Source organism: Dietzia sp. IBK-p2-16D (genome assembly GCF_057773085.1).
This window is the reverse complement of the sequence record NZ_JBYMTL010000002.1, coordinates 169,869-191,598: the sequence shown is the minus strand read 5'-3', so window position 1 is coordinate 191,598 and position 21,730 is coordinate 169,869. Positions and strand designations below refer to the sequence as shown.

General features: G+C 72.3%; 13 protein-coding genes and 1 tRNA gene. 4 read left to right on the top strand and 10 right to left on the bottom strand.

Annotation, left to right across the window (positions count from 1 at the left end):
- Positions 1–94: 94 nt before the first annotated feature.
- Positions 95–1,111 (bottom strand): iron-containing redox enzyme family protein, encoded by a 1,017-nt coding sequence (locus tag AC3DE3_RS05225; protein WP_488369224.1) that lies wholly within the window; start codon positions 1,109–1,111, stop codon positions 95–97.
- A gap of 9 nt (positions 1,112–1,120) precedes the next feature.
- The gene (locus AC3DE3_RS05220) at positions 1,121–2,323 is read right to left on the bottom strand and encodes a hypothetical protein (protein WP_488369223.1); all 1,203 of its coding nucleotides are present in this window, start codon (positions 2,321–2,323) and stop codon (positions 1,121–1,123) included.
- 96 nt (positions 2,324–2,419) lie between these two features.
- On the opposite strand from AC3DE3_RS05220, the gene fdh reads away from it, so the two are divergent.
- The 3 genes from fdh to nrfD all read left to right on the top strand — a co-directional run bounded on the left by fdh (position 2,420) and on the right by nrfD (position 7,818).
- A complete protein-coding gene (gene fdh, locus AC3DE3_RS05215) occupies positions 2,420–5,725 on the top strand; it encodes a formate dehydrogenase (protein ID WP_488369222.1) in 3,306 nt (1,101 codons plus the stop codon).
- A 3-nt stretch (positions 5,726–5,728) separates the two neighbouring features.
- Positions 5,729–6,697, top strand: a complete 969-nt coding sequence (locus tag AC3DE3_RS05210) for a 4Fe-4S dicluster domain-containing protein (RefSeq protein ID WP_488369221.1) — start codon at positions 5,729–5,731, stop codon at positions 6,695–6,697.
- A 149-nt stretch (positions 6,698–6,846) separates the two neighbouring features.
- Positions 6,847–7,818, top strand: coding sequence for an NrfD/PsrC family molybdoenzyme membrane anchor subunit (gene nrfD / locus AC3DE3_RS05205; protein WP_488369617.1), 972 nt, complete (start codon positions 6,847–6,849; stop codon positions 7,816–7,818).
- A gap of 55 nt (positions 7,819–7,873) precedes the next feature.
- Here the strand turns inward: nrfD and selB are convergent, their stop codons facing one another.
- From selB to AC3DE3_RS05190, 3 genes are all read right to left on the bottom strand, one after another.
- The gene (selB, locus tag AC3DE3_RS05200) at positions 7,874–9,637 is read right to left on the bottom strand and encodes a selenocysteine-specific translation elongation factor (protein ID WP_488369220.1); all 1,764 of its coding nucleotides are present in this window, start codon (positions 9,635–9,637) and stop codon (positions 7,874–7,876) included.
- A complete protein-coding gene (gene selA, locus AC3DE3_RS05195) occupies positions 9,637–10,899 on the bottom strand; it encodes an L-seryl-tRNA(Sec) selenium transferase (protein ID WP_488369616.1) in 1,263 nt (420 codons plus the stop codon). Before selA ends, selB begins: the two co-directional genes overlap by 1 nt.
- A 113-nt stretch (positions 10,900–11,012) precedes the next feature.
- Positions 11,013–11,108 (bottom strand) — tRNA-Sec (locus tag AC3DE3_RS05190).
- Between the two features lie 71 nt (positions 11,109–11,179).
- Here AC3DE3_RS05190 and selD point away from each other — a divergent pair.
- Positions 11,180–12,190, top strand: coding sequence for a selenide, water dikinase SelD (gene selD / locus AC3DE3_RS05185; RefSeq protein ID WP_488369219.1), 1,011 nt, complete (start codon positions 11,180–11,182; stop codon positions 12,188–12,190).
- 340 nt (positions 12,191–12,530) lie between these two features.
- Here the strand turns inward: selD and AC3DE3_RS05180 are convergent, their stop codons facing one another.
- The 5 genes from AC3DE3_RS05180 to AC3DE3_RS05160 all read right to left on the bottom strand — a co-directional run bounded on the left by AC3DE3_RS05180 (position 12,531) and on the right by AC3DE3_RS05160 (position 21,707).
- On the bottom strand, positions 12,531–13,718 hold the full coding sequence (locus AC3DE3_RS05180; RefSeq protein WP_488369218.1) for a M20 family metallopeptidase: 1,188 nt from the start codon (positions 13,716–13,718) through the stop codon (positions 12,531–12,533).
- On the bottom strand, positions 13,696–15,585 hold the full coding sequence (locus tag AC3DE3_RS05175) for an alpha/beta hydrolase family protein (RefSeq protein WP_488369217.1): 1,890 nt from the start codon (positions 15,583–15,585) through the stop codon (positions 13,696–13,698). Before AC3DE3_RS05175 ends, AC3DE3_RS05180 begins: the two co-directional genes overlap by 23 nt.
- Positions 15,578–18,184, bottom strand: a complete 2,607-nt coding sequence (locus tag AC3DE3_RS05170) for a glutamate-cysteine ligase family protein (RefSeq protein ID WP_488369216.1) — start codon at positions 18,182–18,184, stop codon at positions 15,578–15,580. The genes AC3DE3_RS05175 and AC3DE3_RS05170 overlap by 8 nt, the downstream gene beginning before the upstream one ends.
- Positions 18,185–18,250: 66 nt before the next feature.
- Positions 18,251–20,833, bottom strand: coding sequence for a YbdK family carboxylate-amine ligase (locus tag AC3DE3_RS05165; protein ID WP_488369215.1), 2,583 nt, complete (start codon positions 20,831–20,833; stop codon positions 18,251–18,253).
- Positions 20,834–20,906: 73 nt separating this feature from the next.
- The gene (locus AC3DE3_RS05160; protein WP_488369214.1) at positions 20,907–21,707 is read right to left on the bottom strand and encodes a crotonase/enoyl-CoA hydratase family protein; all 801 of its coding nucleotides are present in this window, start codon (positions 21,705–21,707) and stop codon (positions 20,907–20,909) included.
- Between the last annotated feature and the right edge of the window lie 23 nt (positions 21,708–21,730).

The following is a 21,730-nucleotide window of genomic DNA, read 5'->3' as shown; positions in this document are numbered from 1 at the left end:
TACTCCAATGCGCATAGCGGATCCCGACTCGGAGTAGCGGATTTTCCGGAGCGGTGGGGACGGGCTGCTCGCCGGGACGGTGGCCGAGAGGCTGTCAGGGCAACAGCGAGGACTCCCCGCGCTTCCACGCGGCGAGCATCTTCTCCGCGGCCAGATCGTCGAGGTAGTCCAGCGTGCGCATGCCGAACACCACGTCGGCGGCCAGCTCCGTTTCGCGCCGCACCAGATCGCCCACCACGTCGTGCCGCATGACCTGCTCGTGGACCGCGTCGGCCTCCACGTGCTCGGCATAGAAGTGGACACACTCCTCGGGGGCGCCCATCCGCCGCAACCCGGCCACCAGACGCGCCGACCCCGGCGACGAGGTGATCTCGATGGCCGCGAAGTGTCCGATCGCGGCGCCGCGCAGCGACCGGTGGAGCCCGAACATCGACATGAGGTTCACCGTCGACAGCGTCTCGGCCGACACCCTGTCGATGTACCCGAGGTAGGTCGGATCTAACTCGGCGGCACTCATGAGGTCCGCCCACAGCTGCTGGTGCACGCGCTCGCCGCGACCGCCGCCGAACTCGTCGAACTCGACCGCCACGAACGCCGCCTTGGCCTGGCCCTGGAGCCGCGGGATCGCGAACGCGTGCGGGTCGCCCTCCTTGAGGTGGTAGAGCGACCGGTGGGCGAAGTACTCCCGCATCTGATCCCAGGAGCCCTCGTCCTTGAAGTACCAGGACGGGCCCGTGCCGGAGGTCGCCTCCACTGACAGCGCGTCCATCTCGGCGACGGGGTCGTCGCCCGGTTCGACCGCCGAACGAAGGTGGTCGAGGAAGAGCCGCTCGAGGTCCCTGCGCATCCGCAGGACGTCGGGCTCCCACTCGAGCTCCGGGTCGACACCGACGAAGCCCCGGTAGTGGAGCTCGTACAGGGTGTACAACGCGAGCTGCAAATCGCGCCCGAGCGGGTCGGCGTCCGCCGGAACCGGTGGCAGGCCGTCCGTGCGCCCCGTCGAGAGCGCCACGATCACCGCGTCCGACAGCGGTCCACAACCGCTGGGGAGCATCGGCGTGGTCATGGACGGGTCCTGCGCGGGGGCGACATCGGTCGGTGCAGCTGTCATGCCCCTTGTCTACCCCTTCGGCCGGTCCTCCTCCACCTCGTGCGGCCTCACGCCGCGGTGGCCTCGATTCTCGTCTCCGCCCTCGTCGCCGTCGTCGCTGCGGTTCCCGATGCGGTCGTCGTGTTCGCGCTCGATCCGGACCTGTTCCTGTTGCTCTTCGCTGTCACTGTCGTTGCTCTGGTAGCTGTCGAACATCTTGCGACGTTCGTGCCAGCGCAGGCTGTAGGTGGCCTCACGGACCGCGTCCTCGTCGTCGAAATTGGACCCGAGCGCGCCGGCGAAGGCGCCGAGACAACTGGAAAGCCAGGCCAGCTGTACGTAGTCCGGAATCGCGACGGGCCGCCCGAGCTGGGTCTCGAGGTATCCGGCGTCCACCACGGCGATCGCCAGCACGAACATGGCCGCCAACAGGCCCAGGTACATGATGCCGACGCCGGTGCCGACGGTCAGGACCGTGGCCGCGTTGTCCATCCGCCGGCTGCTCGCGGTGATCTCGTCATCCCGGCGGGTCCACAGGCCGTTGCGGAGGATGAGCCAGACCACCAGGGTGAGCACGCCCATCACGCTGATCAGGAGCAACCGGAGCGGATGCAGCGCCACCGCGAGGGAGGCGATGCTCCCGTAGAAGATGCCGAACGCGCCGGACCCCGCTCCGGCGGCCACGACGCCGGACAACGCCGTCATCATCCGGGCGGGCCGGTTGTTGCGCACCATGCCCCCCAGCAGCCGGGCCCTGTTGAGGAGGCCTCCACACCGCGCCGGGGGCAAGCCGACGGTGTCGGGTGCGCCCATTCCGCCTCGGTGGGTACCCGCACGTATCAGTCGAAGTGCGAGTCCGCGGGTCTTCGACTTCACTCCCACGGCACCGAACACCGGGAGACATATCAGCGCCGCACTGGCCGAGCCGCTCACGTCGTAGAGCAGCGGTTGCCCGTCGGAACGGGTGGCGAGATCTGTCAGGTAGAGCACGAAGTCCCAGTCGTGCTGCTGCAGGAGTCGCGGGGAGTGCTCGGTGAGCCGGATCTCGCCGTCCGGTCCGAGCGGGAGGGTCTCCTGATCGACCTCCACCCGCCACCGACCCCCGAGCTCGCGCATCAGGTCGTCGGCGAGGTCGTCCGCGATCGCCACCGCGACCCGGCGGGGCACGCCCGGGTCGGCCATGAGACCGACGGTCGCGCAGATCTCGGGTTCGTTCGATGTCTGCTCGTCCACCCCTCCATCATTCGTCCGTGGGAGGTTTCGCCAAATCGGTTGCGACGGTCATCGTGCTGGCGTTACATGGGTCAGACGCATGAGTGGGAGGTGCCGATGTCGGAGCGACAACCCGACCCCGGCCGTCCGCGGGCGTCGCGGCCCGACCTGGCCCGCCGCGGATCGCCGCTCAACTGGCCGGTCTGGCGACAGTTCACCGGTGACGACCTGCTCGGTCGCGGCTCCGCGACCCGTTCCCGCCGCTCTCTCGAGATCACCCCTCGCACGACGACCGCCGACAAGGTGGTCAAGAGCGTCTGCCCGTTCTGCGCGGTCGGATGCGCCCAGGACGTCTACGTCTCCGACGGCAAGGTCATCCAGATCGAGGGCGACGACAACAGCCCCATCTCCCGCGGCCGACTGTGCCCGAAGGGATCGGCGAGCAAGCAGCTCGTGACCAACCCGGACCGCATCACCACGGTGCTCCACCGCAAGCCGTACGCGACCGAGTGGGAGGAACTCGATCTCGAGACGGCCATGGAGATGGTGGCCGAGCGAGTCCTCGAGTCCCGGAAGCAGTTCTGGGAGGAGACGGACTCGAACGGCGACACCGTCCGGCGCACCCGCGGCTTCGCCAGCCTGGGCGGGGCGACGCTGGACAACGAGGAGAACTACCTCATGAAGAAGCTCTACACGGCGCTCGGCGCCATCGAGGTGGAGAACCAGGCGCGCATTTGACACTCCTCCACCGTTCCCGGTCTGGGAACCTCATTCGGGCGTGGTGGTGCCACGAACTACCAGCAGGATCTCGCGAACGCCGACTGCATCGTCATCCAGGGTTCGAACATGGCCGAGGCGCATCCGGTCGGCTTCCAGTGGGTGATGGAGGCCAAGCGCCGAGGAGCGACGGTCATCCACGTCGATCCCCGGTTCACACGCACCAGCGCGCTCGCTGACCAGCACGTCCCCATCCGCGCCGGGTCGGACATCGCGTTCCTCGGCGGGCTGATCAACCACGTGCTGTCCACCGACGCATGGTTCTCCGAGTACGTGCTCGCCTACACCAACGCGTCGACGATCATCGGCGAGGAGTTCCTCGACACCGAGGACCTCGCGGGCCTGTTCTCCGGCTTCGACTCCGACGACCGGACCTACGACCTCGACTCCTGGCAGTACGCGGGCGCCCAGAACGACATGCCCGACGAGGGCCGCGATGACGACGACGCCGAGGACGAGGCCTCCGAGACCCCCGGTGCCGCCGGCGCCCGCGCGTCGGCGACGACCGAGGACCCCTCGCGCGACGAGACCCTGCAGCACCCGCACTGCGTGTTCCAGATCCTCAAACGGCACTTCAGTCGCTACACGCCGGAGATGGTCGAGCGGACCTGCGGCGTCGCCGCGGAGGACTTCCTGCGCGTGGCCCGTGCGCTGACCGAGAACTCGGGACGGGAGCGCACGACCGCCTTCTGCTACGCGGTGGGCTGGACCCAGCACACCGTCGGCGTGCAGTACATCCGCACGGCAGCGATCCTCCAGCTGCTGCTCGGCAACATCGGCCGGCCCGGCGGCGGCATCATGGCGCTGCGCGGGCACGCCAGCATCCAGGGCTCGACCGACATCCCCACGCTGTACGACCTCATGCCGGGGTACCTGCCCACGCCGAACGCCGGCGAGCAGCCGGACCTCGACAGCTACATCGGTACCGACGACGAGGCGCAGGGCTTCTGGGGCCACATGCGCTCCTACACCGTCAGCCTGCTCAAGGCCTGGTGGGGGGACGCGGCGACCGCGGACAACGACTTCGCCTACGACTACCTGCCCAAACTCACGGGCAAGCACGACTCGACCGTCACCGTGCAGCGACAAATCAACGAGGGCGGGGGCGGTTACTTCCTCGTCGGCGAGAACCCGGCGGTGGGTACCGCGAACGGGCGGATGCAGCGGGCCGGACTGGCGAATCTCGACTGGCTGGTCGTCCGCGACCTCGTCATGATCGAGTCCGCCGATTTCTGGAAGAACGGTCCGGAGATCGAGACCGGCGAGATGCGCACCGAGGACATCGGCACCGAGGTGTTCTTCTTCCCCGCCGCCAACCACGTGGAGAAGAAGGGCACGTTCACCAACACCCAGCGGCTGCTCCAGTGGCGGCACCAGGCCGTCGAGCCGCCGGGTGACGCGCGCAGCGAGCTGTGGTTCTACTACCACCTCGGGCGGCGGCTCAAGGAGAAGCTGGCCGACTCCACCGACCCCCGCGACCGGCCGCTGCTGGACCTGACGTGGGACTACCCCATGGAGCCGGGCACCGTGGACGAGCCGGACGCCGAAGCCGTCCTCGCCGAGATCAACGGCCGCGGCCCCGACGGCGAGCCGTTGTCGGCGTTCACCCAGCTCAAGCCGGACGGCTCGACCGCGTGCGGGTGCTGGATCTACTGCGGCGTGTACGCCGACGGCGTGAACCAGGCCGCGCGGCGGAAGTCGCGGCACGAGCAAGGACCGGTGGCCCCGGAGTGGGGTTGGGCGTGGCCGGCGAACCGCCGCATCCTCTACAACCGTGCCTCCGCGGATCCGGAGGGCCGGCCGTGGAGTGAGCGCAAGGCACTGATCCGCTGGGACCCCGACGCGGACGACGGCGCCGGCCGATGGGTGGGCGACGACGTGCCCGACTTCGAGGCCGGCAAGTCGCCCGACTACACCCCGCCCGAGGGCGCGGTGGGTCCGGATGCCATCGGCGGCGCGCAGCCGTTCATCATGCAGGACGACGGCGTGGGGTGGCTCTACGCTCCCCGCGGGCTCGCCGACGGTCCGCTGCCCGCGCACTACGAGCCGCCGGAGTCGCCCGTGGCGAACCCGATCTACCCGGGTCACGACGCCAATCCCGCCCGCGCGATACGCCCCGGCCGGTACAACGAGACCCAGCCGGGTCACGGGCAGCCGGGCAGCGAGGTATTCCCGTTCGTGTTCACCACCTACCGCCTGACCGAGCACCACACGGCGGGCGCGATGAGCCGGACGCTGCCGTACCTGTCCGAGCTGCAGCCGGAGTTCTTCTGCGAGATCAGCCCGGAGCTGGCGCGGGAGCGGGGCCTGGTCAACGGCGGGTGGGCCACGATCGTGACCGCCCGCTCCGCGATCGAGGCTCGCGTGTTGGTGACCCGCCGGATGACGCCGCTGCAGATCAACGGCCGGACCCTGCACCAGATCGGCCTGCCCTATCACTGGGGTGGCAACGGTGTGAGCATCGGTGACCCGGCCAACGACCTGTTGCCACAGCAACTCGACCCCAACGTGTCCATCCCCGCGACCAAGGCTACGAGCTGTGACATCGTCGCGGGACGTCGCCCACGCGGTCCGGAGCTGCTCGAGTTCGTCGAGGAGTACCGCCGCCGGGCCGGAGTGACCCCCGACCCGGGAACGGAGAGCTGAACCATGTCCGCCTTCTTGTCCGATCTCGGGCGGTCCTTCTTCGGGGACATCGACCCCGCACAGGACAACGGCTACTCGGACCCACCGCCGCGCAAGGGCTTCTTCACCGACACCAGCGTGTGCATCGGCTGCAAGGCCTGCGAGGTGGCGTGCAAGGAGTGGAACCTCATCCCCGAGGACGGCATCGAGCTGTCGGGGATGAGCTACGACAACACCCAGGCACTGGGCGCGTCGACGTGGCGGCACGTGGCGTTCATCGAGCAGGAGGTCCCGGCGCGGGGCGGGCACACGGCGGGCGGGCACGCCGGGCCGTCCGCGCCCGTCGACCTGGGGATGCCGGCCCCTACCCTGCCCGGTGAGTCCCCCGACGCCGGCGAGCCCACGGACTTCCGGTGGCTCATGGAGTCCGACGTGTGCAAGCACTGCACGCACGCCGCGTGCGTGGACGTCTGCCCGACGGGCGCGCTCATGCACACGGAGTTCGGCACCGTGGTGGTGCAGAGCGACATCTGCAACGGCTGCGGGTACTGCGTGAGCGCGTGCCCGTACGGCGTGATCGAGCGCCGATCGGGCCCCGCGGGCGACCCCGCCGTGGGCATCGCCCAGAAGTGCACGCTCTGCTACGACAGACTCACCGAGGGCCAGACCCCCGCCTGCGCCAAGGCGTGCCCCACGGAGTCGATCCAGTTCGGTGACCTCGACGAGCTCCGCGAGCGCGCCGCCGGCCGCCTGGACCAGCTGGTGGAGGCGGGCGAGCCGAACGCCCAGCTCTACGGGCACGACTCGAACAACGGCGTCGGCGGCACGGGCGCGTTCTTCCTCCTGCTCGACGATCCCGAGGTCTACGGGTTGCCGCCGGATCCCGTGGTGACGACGCGGCACGTGGGGGCGATGTGGCGCCAGGCCGCGTTGGCGGCCGTGACCCTGTTGGGCGGCGCGGTGGCCGCCTTCGCCGTGGGGGGCGGGGCCTGATGGGCAGCGTCGACGGGGCCGACCACAACCGGGCCGACCACAACCGAGCCGACGACAACCGAGCCGACGACGACAAGGCGGGCATCTCCCCCGCACCCGGGCAGCAGACCCGGACCCGCCGACGCGGCCGGGGCGGCCGTGAGCAGTTGATGGTCCCTCGCGCGGAATTCCGTTCCTACTACGGCAAACCGATCGTCAAGGCACCGCCGTGGGAGTACGACATCGCGGCGTACCTGTTCCTCGGCGGCCTGGCCGGCGGCTCCTCGCTCCTCGCGGCCGGGGCCGACCTGGCCGGTCTGCCCAGCCAACGCCGTTCGGCCCGGATCGTCGCGTTCGGCGGGATCACCGGGAGTCTCTACTACCTGGTCAACGATCTGGGCCGGCCGGAGCGGTTCCACCACATGCTGCGGGTGCTCAAACTGACCTCGCCCATGAGCGTGGGCACCTGGATCCTGTCCGCGTACGGACCGTTCGCCGGGTTGGCGCTGGGACAGGAGATCGTCCCGCTGCTGCCCGCCCGCCTGGCGCGCCGGCTGCCCACCGACCTCATCACCCGCGCCTCGCGACCGGCCGGCATCGTCGCGGCGCTCGTGGCTCCGGCGGTCGCGTCGTACACGGCGGTGCTGCTCACCGACACGTCCCTCCCGAGCTGGAGTGCGGCGCGGCGGGAGCTGCCGTTCGTCTTTGTCGGCAGTGCCGCGGCCGCGTCCGGCGGGGTGGGCCTGCTGCTCAATCCGCTCCACGAGACGGGTCCCGCCCGACGGCTCGCGGTGGGTGGGGCGGCGCTCGAGCTCACCGCCGACCGGATCATGCAACGGTCGATGGGCATCACCGCGGAGCCGCTCCACGAAGGCCGGGCCGGGGCGTACCACCGCGCCGCCCAGCTCCTCACGGTCGCAGGCGCGGCGGGCGCGGTGCTCGGACGACGCAATCGCCTCCTGTCCGCGGCCGCGGGGGTCGCCCTGGCGGCGGGGTCGGCGTGCACCCGGTGGGCGGTGTTCCACGCCGGTATGGCGTCGGCGCAGGACCCGAAGTACGTGGTTGTCCCGCAGCGGGAGCGGCGCGACGCCCGCGGTGGCGGCGAGGCCTACGCGGACCAGGCGTACGCGGACCAGGGGTAAGCGGGCCCACGCGGGATCGCGGCCGGCCGGCGCGGTCCGACGGCCGGCCAACCGGTCAGAGGATGGCGTGCCCGTCGTCGCCCTCGCGGCGGCTCAGCCCCCGGTCGGCGAGCGCCTCCAGCAGCGGCATCACGACGCGCCTGGAGGTGCCCAGATGGGTGCGGGCGCTGCTCGGGGTGAACGGCTGCGGGAGTTCCCCGAGCCTGCGCGCGGCCTCGGCGAACGCGCCCGGGGCCAGCCACACCCCGGGCCCCACGCCGACGAGGAGTCCGGCCCGCTCGCACGCCGAGAGCTCACGGGGCCCCAGGCCCAATTCGGCCAGGTCGTCGGCGGTCGGGGCGTCGAACGGCCTGACCCGGAGCCGCTCGGCCAGGGTCTCGGCCGCCGCCCGGACAGACCGGGGAAGTCCCGGCCCGTCGCCTGCGACGACCCGACCTCGCTGCGTCCGCAGCGGCGCCGCCGCCGGATGGTCGAGGACGACCCCGAGCAGGGCGGCATCCGGCAGGCCCAGGGTGCGCCGGGCCGCCTCCGTCGGCAGGCCGGGATCGAGGGGATCGTCCCGGTCATGTCGACGTACGGCCCCGACGAGGGCCTCCGCGAGGGCCGCGACGTGGTCCGGGTCGATCAGCCACCCGCGGTGCGCCGGGTCGACGGACGGGACCGTGATCCCCCAGGCTCTCAGGTCGTCGACGTGGGCCACCCCGCGTCGGCTCAGCTCCGAGGCCAGGTCCGGACTCTCCGGGGTCGCCGAGAGCTCCTCCGCCCGACGTCGGGCCGCGCCGCGGCGTCGCAGAGGTGGCGGCGCCGGATCGAGCACCACGGCCCCCGCTGGAATACGGTCGGCGCCCGGTTCGCGCAAAATGAGCCGGTCCCCCACCCGCAGCGGCAGCGGGGCGGCGAGGGTGAGCCGGGCATGCCCCTCGTCGAGGGGCCGCACGCGCGCGGCCGTCGCCGCGGACCCGACGTGCAGCATCACCTGCTCCGGCAGCGCGTCCGTCCGCCCGTCGACGCGCACGTCGAGAGTCGTGATCGGGCGCCACCGACGCGGGGCGACCAGGGCACTGCCCCGCGGGATGTCCTCCGCCGCGACCCCACGCAGGTTCACCGCGACCCGCGCTACCGCGGCGACCTCGTCGCGCCGCTGCCCGAGCGACTGCAGTCCACGAACCGTGACCTGCGGACCGTTCGGGCCCAGCTCCAGCACGTCGCCGGCCCGGATCGTCCCCGCCGGCAGTGTGCCCGTGACGACGGTGCCGGCGCCGCCGATGGTGAACGACCGGTCCACCCACAGCCGGACGTCGGCATCACGATCGGGCTCCGGCAGCAGCGTCCCCAGCCGGGCCAACTCGGCGCGCAGGGTGTCCAGTCCGGCGCCGGTGACGGCCGAGACGCACACCGCCGGGACGTCCGCGAGCGGGGTCCCGGCCATCGCGTCGCGGGCCTCGGCGAGCGCCAGGGCGGGATCGAGCAGGTCGCTGCGGGTGATGACGAGAACCCCGTGCTCGACGCGCAGCGCGGTGAGCGCGTCGAGGTGTTCGGCGGACTGCGGCATCCACCCGTCATCGGCGGCCACGACGAACATCACCGCGGGAACAGGCCCGATCCCGGCCAGCATGTTGGGGACGAACCGCCGGTGGCCGGGCACGTCGACGAACGCGACCGTGCGCCCGTCGTCGAGGGTGGTGGAGGCGTAGCCCAGGTCGATGGTCAGACCGCGGCGGCGTTCCTCGACCCACCGGTCGGGCTCCTCGCCGGTCAGCGCACGGACGAGGGTCGACTTGCCGTGATCGACGTGGCCGGCGGTGGCGACGACGAACATCAGGCGAGCGCCTCCGCCCGGAGCACGAGCCGCCCCAGCTCGTCGTCGTCGCCCTCGGGTACCGCACGCAGATCAAGGAGGCACCGGCCGTCGGTCACGCGTCCCAGGACGGCGGGGCGTCCCGCGCGCAGCCTCTCGGCGACGTGCTCGGGCAGGGACACCGCGGCGCTGGGCAGGCCGACGCCCGGGGCGCCCCCGCCACCGACGGCGGCGACGGATCGGACGGCCTCCGCGTCCAGCCCCGCCGCGCGCAGCCGTGCGGCGATCCGCTCGGCACGCTCCCGCAGTTCGGCCGGGTCGGCCTCGAGACCGGCGACGACGGGCGGACGCGGGCCGCGCAGCGTCGCCTCGAGGGCGGCCAGCGTGAGCTTGTCGACCCGCAGCGCCCGGGCGAGCGGATGGCGGCGCAGGCGCTGCACGAGCGCGGCGTCGCCGGCCATGATCCCGGCCTGCGGGCCCCCGAGGAGCTTGTCACCGCTGGACGTCACGAGGTCGGCGCCCGCCGCCAGCGTCGTGGTCATGTCCGGCTCATCCGGCAGCGTGGGGTGAGGTGCGAGCAGCCCCGACCCGATGTCCACCACCAGCGGCACGCCGAGCTCCCGCAGCTCGGCGGGCGGGACCGTCGAGGTGAAGCCGCTCACCACGAAGTTGGAGGGGTGGACCTTGAGGACGAACGCCGTGGTGTCGTCGATCGCGCGGGAGTAGTCCTCGGCGTTGACCCGATTGGTGGTGCCGACCTCCCGCAACCGGGTGCCCGTGGATTCCAGCAGCTCCGGCAGGCGGAACCCGTCGCCGATCTCCACCATCTCACCGCGCGCGATGACGATCGTCCGCCCCGGCCCGCCCAGCGCGGTCGCGGCGAGCGCCAGGGCGGCCGCGCCGTTGTTCACCACGTGGACGTCTCCCGCCGTGGGCACGGCGGCCCGCAGTGCGTCGAGGGCGCCGCGTCCCCGCCTGCCCCGGCGGCCCGTCGCCAGGTCCAACTCCACGTCGTTGGTGCCCGCGGCCTCGGCGAGCGCTCGCACGGCGGCGTCCGAGAGCGGGGCCCGGCCGAGATTGGTGTGCAGCAGGACGCCGCTGGCGTTGAGGACGGGCGTCAGCGTCACGGGCGCGCTTGGCAGCGCGGCGAGCACCGCGTCGACGATCCCGTCGACCGCGAGCAGTCCCGCGCGGGCGCGGCCCTGGGCGTCGCGGATCTCGCCCTTGACGAGCTCGCGGCCCAGCCCGTCGACCGCCGCGGCGAGGCGGGGATCGCGGAGCAGGACGTCGGTGGACGGGATGAGACGACGCGGATCGGGCGACGGCGCCCCCGACCCCTCGCGTGGCTGCTCGGTGATCTTCCGTTCCCCTTTTCGGATCGGTGCCGGTGAGGTTGTGGCGGAGGCGGACGGGAATCGAACCCGCCTGACCGAGATACTCGGCCACGTCGGTTTTGAAGACCGCGGGGACCACCAGGTGCCCGGACGCCTCCCTGCCCCACGAGACTAGGCGGTGTTCCCCGGCCGCGCCCACCGAACGGCGCCGCGTCGTTAGGGTCGGACCATGGCCACCGAACCCATCTCGCCCGTCGCCCGGCTCACCTCCTACGCCCACGGTGGCGGGTGCGCCTGCAAGATCCCGCCCGGTGCACTGGAGAACGTGGTCGCGGACCTCATCGGGGCGCCGGTCCGCGATCCCGCCGCGGAGCTCATCGTGGGTCTCGACGACGGCGACGACGCGGCGGCGGTACGGATCGCCGGCGGCCGGGCCATCATCAGCACGGCCGACTTCTTCACCCCGGTGGTCGACGACCCGTACGACTGGGGGCGCATCGCCGCGGCCAACGCGCTCTCGGACGTGTACGCGATGGGCGGGACGCCGATCATGGCGATCAACCTGCTGTGCTGGCCGATGGACGTCCTGCCGTACGAGATGGCCGGGCAGGTGCTGCGCGGTGCGCAGGAGGTGGCCGGCGCCGCCGGCTGTCACGTGGCCGGCGGACACAGTGTCGACGACCCCGAGCCCAAGTACGGCATGGCCGTCACCGGCGTGGCGGACCCCGACCGGCTCCTGCGCAACGACGCGGGCCGGGCCGGGGTGCCGTTGTCGCTCACCAAGCCACTGGGGATCGGGATGCTCAACTGTCGGCACAAGAACACCGGCGAGGTGAGCCGAGAGGCGGTCGAGACGATGACCCGACTCAACGACGTGGCCTCCCGCGACGCCCTGGCCGCCGGGGTCGAGTGCGCCACGGACGTCACCGGGTTCGGACTGCTCGGTCACCTGTACAAGATGGCCCGGGCCAGCGGCGTCTCCGCGGTGATCGATGCTGCCGCCGTTCCCTACCTCGAGGGTGCGCGGCAGGCGCTCGCCGACGGCTTCGTCAGCGGCGGGACCCGACGCAACCTCGACTGGGTGCGTCCGCACCTCGCATCCGGGGTCGACGAGGGCGAGCTGCTCCTGCTCGCCGACGCCCAGACCTCCGGCGGGCTACTCGTGGCCGGGGAGATCCCGGGGGGCACCGTGATCGGCGAACTCGTGCCCGCCGGCGACGCGGCCATCACCGTGCGCTGACGGGGCCGGCGGGCGCTGACGGGCGCTAACGGGCGCAGGCGGGCGCAGGCGGGCGGATACCGGAAGGCGCCGACGGGGCTGCCGGACGGAGTGCGTCCGCGGTGCCACAACGGCATCGACGTGCGGGGTATCGACGTGCGGGGTCACCGACTTGCGCGCCGGGAATGGACCATTCACGGCACGCACCCCCGCCCGGAACGGGCATTCAGGACGCGTAAGCCGAAGAGCGCGCGGACCGGTCAGCACCTGCGCGGGTCCGACACGGCGCGGCCCGGTCGAGGCGCCGCCCGCCGTCCGCAGTCGGCGGGCACCGGCGCCCGCCGACCCGCGCCCCTCCGGCTCAGTCGCTGCGGTCGAGGCGGGCGAACGCGTCGAAGATGCGGGCACCGTGGGCCAGCGCGCGCTCGTCGAGCACGAACCCCGGGTGGTGCAGGTCGGTCTCCTCGGACTCTCCGTCCCACACGCCCAACCGCAGGTAGACGCCGGGGATCTCCTCGGTGTACCAGGCGAAGTCCTCGCCGCCGCTGGACTGCTCGGCGGTGCCCACCCCGTCCGGTCCGAGCACGGATTCGACCGCCTTCGCGGCGAGATCGGCGCACTCGTCGTCGTTCACCACGGGCGGCACACCCTGGATGTACTCGACCTCGGTGCGCGCCCCGTACAGGGCGCCGATCCGCTCGACGGTCTCGCGCACCAGCGGCTCGACGGTCGCCCACACGTCCCGGTCCGCGCTGCGCAGCGTTCCCCAGATCTCGCCCGAGTCGGGGATGACGTTGGGCGCGGACCCGCCGGCCTTGATCGAGGCCCACGTGAGCACGGTGCCCGACCGCGGGTCGATCCGCCGGTCGATCACGCCCGTGACGCCCGTGACGATCTGGGCGAGGGTGAAGACGGTGTCCTGGGTCTCGTGCGGACGCGCGGTGTGCCCGCCCGCCGACCGGACGGTGATGCCGATCTTGGCGTTGGAGGACGTGATGGCCCCGCCGGTCACACCCACCTCGCCGACCCGGCGGTGCGGGTCGCAGTGCAGAGCGAGGATGCGGTCGACCCCCTTGACCACGCCCTCCTCGACGCAGTCCTTGGCGCCACCGGGCATCGTCTCCTCGGCGGGCTGGAAGATCAGCCGTACCGGGCGGGGCGGGGGGTCGGCGACCAGCATCTCGGCGGCGCCCAGCAGCATCGCGGTGTGGCCGTCGTGCCCGCAGGAGTGGCTGACGCCCTCGACCTCGGAGGAGAAGGACTCGCCGGACTCCTCGCTCATGGCCAGCGCGTCGATGTCCGCGCGCAGCGCCACCACGTCGGTCGACGTGGCCCCGTCGGCAGCGGCGATGTCGCACCACAGCCCGGTTCCCACCTCGAACCGCTCGGGCTCGAGCCCCATCGACCGGAGCTGCGACTCGATGTACCCGGTCGTCTCCCGCTCCTCGTAGGACAGCTCGGGGTGGGCGTGGATGTGCCGCCGCCACTGCACGAGCCTGCCCTCGAACCCGGCCGGGTCGGGGGTCTCATTCTTCTTGCGTCCGAACATCGAACACCTCCTGGCAGAACTGGACCACCCGGTCGCCGAGAAGCTGCCGGTTGGCCAATTTCACGAATTCATGACCTTCGTCCTCGAACAGCAGGACGTCCACCGGTACGCCACTCCGGCGCAGGAACTCCACGGCCTGATCGGTCTCGCTGAGCGGCACATTGGTGTCGTGCGCGCCGTGGACGAAGAGCATCGGGACGTCGACGTGGTGATACCGCCGTAGGGGCGAGGCCTCCCGCAGCAGTTCCCGTTCCTGGAGCGGGTTGCCGTACTTGGGGTACGCGGCCGCGGCGATCCACGGCTCCGTGGTGCGGTAGAAGGTCTGCAGGTCGCTCATGCCGCACGCGGCGATCCCGCCGCACCACCTCCCGGGATGACGGACCAGGGTGGCGTTGACCAGGTAGCCGCCGTAGGAGCGGCCCGAGACCACCGCCCGACCGGGGTCGGCGATGCCCTCGTCGATCAGGTGCAGCAGGGCGTCCTCGACGTCGTCGATCGCCGAGAACCGCCCGTAGCGGTCGTCGGCGTGACTGTAGAAACGCCCCGCGCCGGTGGAGCCGCGCACGTTGGGCAGGAAATAGTTCACGCCGATGTCGAGGTAGCGGCGGGCGATGTCGTTGTACCCGGGGCGCGACTGCCCCTCGGGGCCGCCGTGGAGGTGGACCACGGTCGGGCCCGGTTCGTCGCCGATGTCGGGCCGGTAGAGCCAGCCGCTGAGCTGGAGCCCGTCACGGGCGGGGAACTCGACCAGTGTCGGCGCGGGATCGGGCTGCTCGGGCGGCCGCCCGGTCCACCTGCGGTTGTCCACGTCGTACATCACGGTGCGGGGAGGTTGGTCGAGGCTCTGGACGGTGAGCGCGAGCAACCGGCCGTCGGCGGTGAGCGTCGGGGACGACACCACGACCTCGGGCAGCGGCGGCCGGACGATGACACGGGGGCGTTCCGGCCGCAGGTCGAGGACCTCGATCTCCGACAGGCCGCCGCGCACGTTCCACAACAGGACCGCGGTCGAGCGGTCCAGGCTCACCTCGACCTTGTCGAGATCGGCGTCCGTGCGGAACGCCACCGGCCAGGACTCGGTGGAGTCCTCGTCCGCCTCGACCGCGAGCAGGCCCATCCGGTCGGCCGAGTGGTCGCTGCGCACGATCATCCGCATGGGGCGGTCGGCGTCCCCGGCGTCGAGGATGACCCCCGCGTCGGTGGTGGAGCCGGTGTCGACGGGCAGCAGGGGCCACCACCGGCCGTCGGGGACGATGCGCAGCAGCTCGCGGTTCCCGCGAGCGCCCACCCTGAACAGCGCGGCACCGTCCCACGCGTGGACCAGTGCGCCGCCCATCCGGCGGTCGACCACGGTGCTCTCCCCAGTCTCCGGGTCCACGAGTCGGCCCTCGGCCAGGCCCTCGGAGTCGAAGGCCGTCACCGCGAGCAGGTCGCCGTCCCACCCGACGATCTGCACGGTGGCGTCGCTCGAGGTGTCGACGGGATAGACGGCGTGATCCTCGGGGTCGGTGGTGACCAGCCAGATCCGTTCGCGTTCACCGCCGTCCGGAGCGACCTCGCAGGCCAGCCACCTGCCGTTGGGCGAGTACGCGACGCGGCGCACCGGACCGTCGACGGGCAGGACCACGTCGCGTTCCGGCCCGGCACCGTCCAGCCCGCCCGGTCCGAGCGGCCGTTGGACGGCGCGCGGGTAGCCGGAGCGCTCGGTGACCACGCATGCCAGCATCGACCCGTCGGGCGACAGGTTGGGGGAGGTGGTGTGGCGGATCTGGGTGGGGCCCCCGGCGGCGTCGTCGGGAGGACCCGCGATGTCCCGGGACTCCGCCTCCTCGGTGACCTCGACTTCGACCTCGGTGGTGTCACGCACGGTGAATCCAGGTGTCCTTTCCGCCGCCCCCACTCGAGGCGTTGACGACCATGGTGCCCGCCGGGGCCACGCGCGTCAGTGCGACGGGCGGTGCAGAGGCGAGGATCTCTCCCCCATCGCCGTGCCGCAGCATGACGAACGCCCGCATGTCGACGTGTCGACGCTGCAGTTCGCGGCCGTCGAAGGTCGGCAGCGTGGACAGAGGCTGCACCTCCTGCGCGACGAACCGGTCGCCGTGGCGGCGCAGTTCGTCCCGGCGCTCGTCGAGCTCGCGGGGCGAGCACTCCGGACCCACGGTGATGTCCGACCCGCCGTATCCGTCGATCGGCTTGACCACCAACTCGCCCAGCCGGTCCAGGACCTGACGGCGCTGGTCCGGGTCGGCGCAGAGGTAGGTGTCGACCTGGCCGATGAGGGGCTTCTCGCCGAGGTAGAAGTCGATGATCTTCGGGACCAACGCGTAGATCGCCTTGTCGTCGGCCGCGCCGTTGCCCGGCGCGTTGACCACGGCGACACCGTGTTCCGCCATCGCCCCCAGCAGGCCACTGCGTAGCGCGCTCCCGTCAGCCCCCGTGGAGGACAGCAGCATCTCCTCGTCCATACGGACGTAGAGCACGTCGATCTTTTGTCGCTCCCCACCCTCGACCCGCCACAGGCCGGAGTCCTCGCACACCAGGTCCGAGGGGGTCACCAGGGTGCCACCGACCGCCTCGGTGACGCTGTTGAGGTCGAACGCCTCGAGTTCGTCGTCGGCGATCACCACGGCGATCATGGGATCGTCGACGCCCTCGGGCGCGGCCGCCCGCAGGGTGTCGGTCAACATGGCGAGGGCGTCGCGGGGGTCGTGGACCTCCGAGCGCGCGCCGAACTCGGGGTAGCCCTCCGCGATGCGGTCGCGCAGGGCGACCGCCATCGCCATTCCCCCGGGCATCCGGAGGTTGTCCTCGAGCACGATCCACTCGCCCGGTGCCGTGGAGACCAGGTCCACGCCGCACACCGGCGCGTGCAGGACGCCTTCGGGCACCGCGCGCCCGGTGGGCCGGAACCCGGGGGCCCGCTGGAGCGCCTCGGCGGGGACCACGCCGGCCCGGCTGATCTCCCCCGCCCCGTAGATGTCGCGCAGGAACATCTCCATCGCGCGGGCCCGCTGCTCGATGCCCGCGGAGATCCGCGCCCACTGGTCGGCCGGGACGATCCGTGGGACGGAGTCCAGCGGGAAGACCTGAGGTTCGTCCTTGCCGTACACCTTCAGCGTGATGCCCATGGAGCGCAGGGTGTCGTCCACCTTCGCCTTGCGCTCGCACAGGACGTCGGGGCCCAGGTCGGACACGGCCTTGAGCACGTCCACGTACTCGGGCCGCGGGGAGCCGTCCTCGGCGATCGCCTCGTCGTGCACCTCCTCGGTCACCGCCTCGCCGAGCGGCGAATAGGCGGCGAGCATGCTCCGCATCCCCCGGTCGTCGCTGATCTCCCGGGGTCGGATCCGCCCGACGGTCTCCGCGAGCAGGACGGCGATCACGTCACTTCGGCGCCCCCGCCGGCGGTGCGCCGCGCGCTGGCGGGTCGCCGAGGTCGCGGCGCCGCGGACCCCGTCGAGCAACTCCAGCACCAGGTCGAGTTCGCCTCCGGCCCGGAGGTGGTCGACATGGTCGTCGACCAGTCCGGTGAGCACCTCGGTGGCGGGCCGGGGACGCCCGGTGGCCACGTCCACCAGGTCGCCCTCCAGTCCGGAGCGTGCGGCGCGCCAGAACGCCGCCGCCAGGACGGCGTCGGAGGGACCGTCCCACCGGTCGGCTCCCGGGTCGTGCTCCGCGTCCCGTGCGGCGAGGGCGCGGTCGACCGCCGCGCGGAACAGGGCGGCGACGACGACGAGGGTGTCGACGGTGCTACACGAGTCGCAGGCCACGAGTTCGATTCCGTCCCCGTCCCGGGCGGGGCGGACGTCGACCGCGATCGACTCCCGTCCCGCGACCACGCCGGTGGCGATGATCTCGTCCTCACAGGCGAGCGCCTCGGCGGCGGTGTCGGCGGCGTACGCGGGCAGGTGCGCGGGTGACCACTGACTCTCGAAGTAGCGGGTGGAGGCGTAACCGGAATCGGTGCCGTCGGCCCAGTAGGGAGAGCTCGCCGACAGTGCCAGCAGCACCGGTGCGAGGGCGGCGACCCGGCGGGCCGCGTACTGGGCCTCGTCGGCGTCGGCGGTCTCGACCACCACTCGGAAGCCGGCCGAGGCGCGGGTCTGGGACTCGCGGCCCGGCGCGGGGTGGGGGTCCTGCGGCGCGGGTTCGAACTCCACGCCGGGCGAGGCCAGGGACCCGGCCGCGACCACCCCGGTCCGCAGCCCGTTGGCCGCCTCGGCCAGCCGGGTCCGGTTCCGGCGGAGGGCGTCGCCCAGGTCGCCGATCCCGGTGTGGGCGCCCGCGTCCGCGACCACGACCGCCCCGTGTTGCTCCGGCCGGACGTGGCCCTCCTGCCCCCGCTGCCCCGTGTCGCCGAGAGCGGCGAGCACGTCCGCGGCCCGCCGAACCGGTCGCCGGCTCCTCGTGTCGACGAGGTGGAGTTCCTCTTCGACTCTGATCCATCGCTGTGCGTCGGTCATCATTCCCACGCTAAGGGAACCCGGACGTGCCCGCACCCGCAGCAGCTCCGCGGGACGGGCCAGGACTCAGCGCATGATCCACGTGTCCTTGCCGCCGCCCCCACGTGAGGAGTTGACGATCATCGACCCCGCCGGTGCCACCCGGGTGAGTCCGGCCGGGACCGCGTGCGCGGTGGTCCTGCCCCCCTCGCGTCGGACGTGGGCGAACGCGCGCAGGTCCACGTGCCGGCGCTGCATCCGGGTGCCGTCGAAGGTGGGCAGTGTGGACAGGGGCACGACCTCCTGGGCGATGAACCCCTCCGGTCGGGTGAGCAGGTCCTCCCGGCGGGCGGCGAGTTCGGCCTCGGAGCATTCCGGACCGATGGTGATGCCGAGGCCGCCGTACCCGTCGATGGGCTTGACCACGAGTTCGCCGAGCCGGTCCAGCACGAGGTCCCGCTGGGTCCGGTCGGCACACAGGTACGTGGGGACCTGGTCCAGGACGGGGGTCTCGCCCAGGTAGAAGTCGATCATGGCGGGGACGGAGGCGTAGACGGCCTTGTCGTCGGCCACCCCGTTGCCCAGCGCGTTGGCGATCGTCAGGCGTCCGGCTCCGAGCGCGTCGAGCAGCCCGTCGCGCAGGGGGACGCCGTCCTCCCCGGGGGAGCTGAGAAGCATGTCCTCGTCGATCCGGGCGTACATCACGTCCACCCGGTGCAGGTCGCGGCCGGCACGGTGGTGCAGGATTCCGTCACGGAAGGTCAACCGGTCGGGAGTGACCAGGGGCAGGCCGGTGCGCTGCGCGATGAGCCGGTGTTCGAACCACGCCGAGTCGGTCGCACCGGAGGAGACCACCGCGAGCTGCGGGTCGTCCCCGGCGGCCGGTGGCGCGGCCGCCTCGAGCGTCTGCCGGATCATGCCGAACGCCTGGTCGGGCGTGTGCAGGTCGAACCCCTCCGTGAGGTCGCCGAACAGCGAGGTGGTCATCTGCCGCAGCGCGTGCGAGAAGGCGATCCCGGACGGCACCCGGACGTTGTCCTCGAGAACGAACCACTTGCCGTCGTCGCCGCACACCAGGTCGATCCCGCAGATGTGCGCCCGGGTCCGCCCCGGTCGTTGCACCCGTCCCGTGCTGCGGTGCCCGGGGGCGCGGTCCAGCGACTCGGGCGTCAGGTGACCCGCGCGCACGAATTCCCGGTCCCCGTAGATGTCGTCGAGGAAGGCGTCCAGGGCACGGGCGCGCTGTTCGGTGCCCGCGGCCAGCATCCGCCACACCTCCGGAGAGATGATGCGGGGTACGAAGTCCATCGGGAACGCCTGAGGCCGCTCCTGCCCGGTGACCCGGAACGTCACCCCGGCGACCGAGGCCTCCTGTTCGGCCGTCACCTGTCGCGACCGGAGCCGCACGGTGCCGGCCCGCTCCAGGGCCGACACCAGCGGGCCGTAGGACCGGCGGGGCGAGCCCCCCTCCTCGACCGCCTCGTCCCAGCTGGGGTCGGCGTCCAGACCGTCGATCGGTTCGTAGACGCCGAACAGCCGCGAGTGGGCATCGGGGACCGCCGACCGGGGACCGCTGACCCCGGCCGTCTCCGCCGCGAGCAGGTCCACCACGTCGTGGGCGTGCCCCCGTCGGCGGAGGGTCTGACGCTGACGGAACGCACTGCTGCCGTTGTAGAGCGCGTTGTCGAGCAGGGTGCACACGGTGTCGAGGTCGCCCGACCGCGTCAACTCGTCGGTCAGGGAGTCCACCAGGTCGGAGACGACGTCCGCGGCGGGCCGGGCCCGGAACGTGGCGGGGTCCACGAGGTCGCCCTCGAGGCCCGACCGCGCGGCGCGCCACAGGGCCGCGCGCAGCCTGGTCTCGGCCGGGGCGGCGACCTCGGCGCCGTTCGCGACCGCGGCCGCCTCACGCTCGACCAGCGCCCGGAACAGGGCGGCCGCCAGGACGGTGGCGTCGGCGGAGGGGCAGGCGTCGCCCACCTGCAGCTCCACCGTCCGTCCACCCGGCCCGGGCTGTACGCCGAAGCCCACCATCGACGCATCGACCACCACCCCGCTCGCCACGAGGTCGGCCACCAACTCGTCGAACTCCGCCGCCGAGCACACCCCGGCGACCGGCGCGGCCGTGGGCCACTGCGAGGCGGCCACCGACCGGCAGCTCGCGTAGCCGGAGTCCGACCCGTCCCGCAGGAAGGGCGAGCTCGCCGTGAGGGCGAGGAACACCGGCAGGTACGGCGAGACCCGGCAGGACACCCAGACCGCCTCGTCGGCATCACGGGCCTCCACCCGGATGCGGACGCCGCAGTAGATCTGATCCCGGGCCAGGTACTCGTAGTCGGCCAGGAGTCGCCGCGTCCTCGGGCTCTCGTCGACGAGAGCGGATCCCGGGGGCACGAGCGGGACGGCCCCGGCGGCCACCACCGCCAACCCGAGCTCGAACCCCGCCTCGTTGAGTCCCGCCCGCCCGGCATGCAGGGCCGATCTCAGCTCCGCGGCGGACCGGGCGGGGTCCGTCGCGACGCGGACGACGCAGTTGCGCAGTTCCTCACCCGCGCCGTGTCCACCCCTGCGCGCCAGCAACTCCGCCGCACGGGGTGCCAGCTCCCGACTCGTCGTGTCGAGGACGTGCAGGTCCTCTTCGACGACCATGGTCCTCAACCCTGCTCCCATGAAGGAAATGTAGGGCCGCGGGACGGAGTTCACATCCGGATGCCGTGTGGGATGGGTCTCATCGGGACCCGGTTCAGCGGGCCTTCCACACGGGGGCGCGCTTCTCCGCGAACGCCCGCGGGCCCTCGGCCGCGTCCTCGGAGGTCATGACGGTGATCATCTCCGTGTCGCTGACCTTCCACCTGTCGACCTCCGCCGGTCGCCCGCCGTCGGTGATCCCGAGCGCGACCCGTTTGGTCCCCTGGACCGCCAGCGGCGCGTTCGACGCGATGGTGGCGGCCAGTTCGAGGGCCGTGTCGAGCAGCCGGTCGGCCGGGACGACCCGGTTGATCAGGTGGAGGTCGAGGGCGCGATCGGCGGTGATCGGTTCGCCGGTGAGCATCATCTCCATCGCGACCCGGTGGGGCAGCTGGGCGGGCAGCCGGAAGGCGCCACCGGCGGCGGCGATGAGCCCGCGCCGCACCTCCGGCAGCCCGAACACCGCGTGGTCGGCCGCCACCACGAGGTCGCAGGCCAGGGCGATCTCGCAGCCCCCACCCAGCGCGGTCCCGTTGACCGCGGCGATCACGGGGACCGACACGTACTGCTGCATCATCCCCGCGAATCCCCACTGCCGGTTCTCGGCCGGGAAGATGTCCTCGCCCCGGGAGATGGCCTTGAGGTCCGCTCCGGCGCAGAACGACCGCTCGCCCGCGCCGGTGATCACCACCACCCGGATCCCGGGGTCGGTGTCCGCCTCGTGCAGTGCGTTGCCCAGCAGCGTGCTGACCTCGCCGTTGACGGCGTTGCGGGCCTCCGGACGGTCGAGGGTGACGAGCAGGACGTGGTCCCGGCGCTCGGTACGGACGGCGGGACGGTTCTCGGTGGAGGTCATGCCCCCAGTCTCACCCGGCTCAT

Coding starts and splice junctions, on each gene's coding strand:
- AC3DE3_RS05170 (WP_488369216.1), bottom strand. CDS start 18,184: ATGACCGACGCACAGCGATGGATCAGAGTCGAAGAGGAACTCCACCTC.
- selB (WP_488369220.1), bottom strand. CDS start 9,637: ATGTTCGTCGTCGCCACCGCCGGCCACGTCGATCACGGCAAGTCGACC.
- AC3DE3_RS05160 (WP_488369214.1), bottom strand. CDS start 21,707: ATGACCTCCACCGAGAACCGTCCCGCCGTCCGTACCGAGCGCCGGGAC.
- selD (WP_488369219.1), top strand. CDS start 11,180: ATGGCCACCGAACCCATCTCGCCCGTCGCCCGGCTCACCTCCTACGCC.
- AC3DE3_RS05210 (WP_488369221.1), top strand. CDS start 5,729: ATGTCCGCCTTCTTGTCCGATCTCGGGCGGTCCTTCTTCGGGGACATC.
- AC3DE3_RS05180 (WP_488369218.1), bottom strand. CDS start 13,718: ATGTTCGGACGCAAGAAGAATGAGACCCCCGACCCGGCCGGGTTCGAG.
- nrfD (WP_488369617.1), top strand. CDS start 6,847: ATGGTCCCTCGCGCGGAATTCCGTTCCTACTACGGCAAACCGATCGTC.
- AC3DE3_RS05165 (WP_488369215.1), bottom strand. CDS start 20,833: ATGGGAGCAGGGTTGAGGACCATGGTCGTCGAAGAGGACCTGCACGTC.
- AC3DE3_RS05225 (WP_488369224.1), bottom strand. CDS start 1,111: ATGACAGCTGCACCGACCGATGTCGCCCCCGCGCAGGACCCGTCCATG.